The sequence below is a fragment of the Paenibacillus sp. A3 genome, from assembly GCF_001399685.1.
GTDB lineage: Bacteria > Bacillota > Bacilli > Paenibacillales > NBRC-103111 > Paenibacillus_G.
Window position 1 is genome coordinate 1 of record NZ_JTHN01000351.1, and the last position, 2,734, is coordinate 2,734.

Annotated in this window: 4 protein-coding genes; all 4 read left to right on the forward strand. The window is 58.7% G+C overall.

Going from position 1 to position 2,734, the window contains the following annotated elements:
• Positions 1-86: 86 nt before the first annotated feature.
• Genes QJ48_RS34465 through QJ48_RS37835 form a run of 4 tightly spaced genes read left to right on the forward strand, consistent with a single transcriptional unit; the run spans position 87 to position 2,695 of the window.
• Positions 87-908 (forward strand): phytanoyl-CoA dioxygenase family protein, encoded by an 822-nt coding sequence (locus tag QJ48_RS34465; protein ID WP_054977769.1) that lies wholly within the window; start codon positions 87-89, stop codon positions 906-908.
• A 40-nt stretch (positions 909-948) separates the two neighbouring features.
• Entirely contained in the window at positions 949-1,395 is a 447-nt protein-coding gene (gene acpS / locus QJ48_RS34470; RefSeq protein WP_082420797.1) for a holo-ACP synthase, read from the forward strand.
• On the forward strand, positions 1,389-2,447 hold the full coding sequence (locus tag QJ48_RS37830; RefSeq protein WP_054977771.1) for a hypothetical protein: 1,059 nt from the start codon (positions 1,389-1,391) through the stop codon (positions 2,445-2,447). The genes acpS and QJ48_RS37830 overlap by 7 nt, the downstream gene beginning before the upstream one ends.
• Entirely contained in the window at positions 2,444-2,695 is a 252-nt protein-coding gene (locus QJ48_RS37835) for an acyl carrier protein (protein ID WP_054977772.1), read from the forward strand. The genes QJ48_RS37830 and QJ48_RS37835 overlap by 4 nt, the downstream gene beginning before the upstream one ends.
• Positions 2,696-2,734: the final 39 nt, after the last annotated feature.

Sequence of the window (2,734 nt, forward strand, 5' to 3'; positions counted from 1 at the left end):
GCCCGATCCGGCAAACAAAGCCGAGAAGCGCGGAGAAAGGTTCCCTACACTGGGGATAGACGTTCAAACTATCGGGAGGTTGAGCTATGAACGGATGGGTGACCGCCGAGCGGAGGTATTTTTATGACGAGCACGGCTATGTTGTGATTCCAGGGATGTTGAGCGGACCGGAAGTGGCGGAAATTAACCGCGAATTTATGAAGCTGTGGCTCGATTTGGTCAGGGAAGGCGTCATCGTACAGGACAAGCGGCGCTCGCTGGAAAGCGTGTTTCCGCGTCTGCGCGATTACCATCAGACGAGACCGGCCATCGCGGCGCTGCTGCTGAGCGGCAAGATGTTCGATGTGGCCGCAGGACTGCTGGGCGAGGAGGCGCTGGCCATCTCTACCAGCTATTATTTTAAAGGTCCCGGTACGCGGGGACTTCCTATGCACCAGGACAACTACAGTGTCGGGGCGGCCCCGACGACCACCTGCTCGCTGTGGCTGTCGCTCAGCGTCAGCCATGAAGATAACGGCGGGGTTTACGTGGTGCCCGGCTCCCATAAGCTGGGACTTTTGTCGCCGGAGCCGGTCCAGGAGAGCCGCACGGAATACGGCGAGAAGCTGGGGCTTCCAGAAGGTTACGAAACGGTGCCGCTGCGGACGCAGCCGGGCGATCTGGTCGCGTTCCACGGCAACCTGCTTCACGGGTCCGAAGCCAATTTGTCCGGCCGCACGTTCCGTTATGCCAACGTAACCCATTTTATGGGAGTGAGCGCAGAGCGGGTAGCTTTAAATTACAATTATTTGCTGGACCGAAGCGGCGCACGCGTCCGCAGACGGCTGAACGCCGCGCCGAAGCTCAAAAACGATACGCTGAAGAAGGACGAATGGAGCGGCGTAGGAGGAAACCGGCCGTGGCGATAAACGGATGGGAAGGGCTGTTCGCGAGCGGGGAGGTGAGGCCGTGATTTACGGCGTCGGTATCGATTTTCAGAGCGTGCCGCAGATGGGCGAAGCCATCGGGCGGCAAGGCGAACGGTTTTTGCGCAAAATTTTTACTCCGGGCGAGATCGCCTATTGCTCGAAGCATCACGGGGCGGCCCGGCATTATGCGGTTCGCTGGGCGGCGAAGGAAGCGTTCTACAAGGCGGTCGGGGACGTGCTTCCGCGAAAATACGGCTTCTTGGACGTCGAAGTCCGTCATCTGCCTTCCGGCCGTCCCGTGCTTGAGCTGCATGGTTCAACCGGCGAAGCGGCGGGGTATTACGGCTTGTCGTTCCGCATCAGCCTCTCGCATTCGGGGGATTATGCGCTTGCGCAGGTCATTGCGGTACAGGAAGCGGGGAGAGCTTTCCCGGGCTTCGAACCGGTGCGGGAGCATGCGGCCGGGGAGGCGATCCGCTTATGCTGACCGCCAAACGGCTGCCGGTCGTGCCGAATCCGGGCTTCGAGACCGAGTGTTACCATAATTTGCGCCTCAGCATCGTCATGACGGAGCCTCGGCTGATGCCTTGGTGCCTTAGTCATTTCGTCAATTTGATCGTGCAGTCCAAAAGCGTGGGACAATTTCCGCTGGTCCGCTTCGAAGAGCATCTGGAGCTGTACGGGGGACTGCTGGCGGAAGAACCTCTTGCGGTCAAGCCGGGCGGATACGTGTCCGCCATTCGCGAGGCGATCGACGAGGGAAGCTACGTGCTGGTTTACTTGGACTGGAAGCGCATTCCGCAGTCCCATTTTTTTGCCATACGGGAAATGGTACACGACGCGCTGGTCTACGGCTATGACGACGAATCCGGGACGTTGGACATCCTTGCCTTCGAAACGAACGGCCGGGCCTACGGCTCGGTCTGTCTGCCTTACGAGACGTGCGAGGCGGAGCTGGCGCACGTGGCGGAGCGTCATGCCGATACGCATATCTGGTTTGCCTACTATGGCTTTCCGCTCACCGCCGTCCGGCTTCACCGGAGCCCTTCGCTGCCGTCCGGCTTCGATTACCGCAGCCTGTATTTTGCGCTGGAGCGGGGACGCGTTCGTGCGTCGGGCTTGTCCCAGGATGCGTTTGCCAGCGGTTATTTCGTGTATGACTATATGGCGGGCTTATTCCATCAAATGGCCGGGGGCGACGTTTCGTTGGACCCGCGCGAGTTCGGCTTCTGGAACATTAATGTGCACAAGATGATGCAGCGGCACAAATGGATGCTCAAGCGCATCGATGCGTTGGAACGTGCGGCCGGTTCCCCTTTGCTCGGCAAAAGCAAGCGGCTCTACGAGAATGCGAAGCAGCGGCTGTTGAGCATCCGCGCGGATTCTTTGAAGGCGCAGAAAACCGGAGACGCGCGTCTGCTGGCGCGCATCGCCGATCATTTCCAAGCGATGTACGAGCAGGAGAAGAGGGCCGTGCCTTTGCTGATGGAATATTTGGTCCGCTTGAAATTCGAACGGAAAGGAGAAGGAAGCTTGTGAACGATACGTCCTTGCAATCGAAAATCATTGCCTGTATTCAAGACATTCTGCCATCGCATGTGACGGTGGACGAGCAAAGCGAGCTGCTGAAGCTGGGGATCAACTCGCTGACGTTCATCCGGCTTGTCGCGTCCATTGAAGACAGCTTCGAGATCGAGTTTGCCGACGAATCCATTTTGCTGGAAAACTTCAGCTCGGTCGGGAAAATCAGCGACCTGGTGTGGGACTATTTGCAGAAGACCGTGTGACGCGGCAAGCCTTCGGGCATTGGGCGGACCTCCTTTACA

Coding starts and splice junctions, on each gene's coding strand:
- QJ48_RS37830 (WP_054977771.1), top strand. CDS start 1,389: ATGCTGACCGCCAAACGGCTGCCGGTCGTGCCGAATCCGGGCTTCGAG.
- QJ48_RS34465 (WP_054977769.1), top strand. CDS start 87: ATGAACGGATGGGTGACCGCCGAGCGGAGGTATTTTTATGACGAGCAC.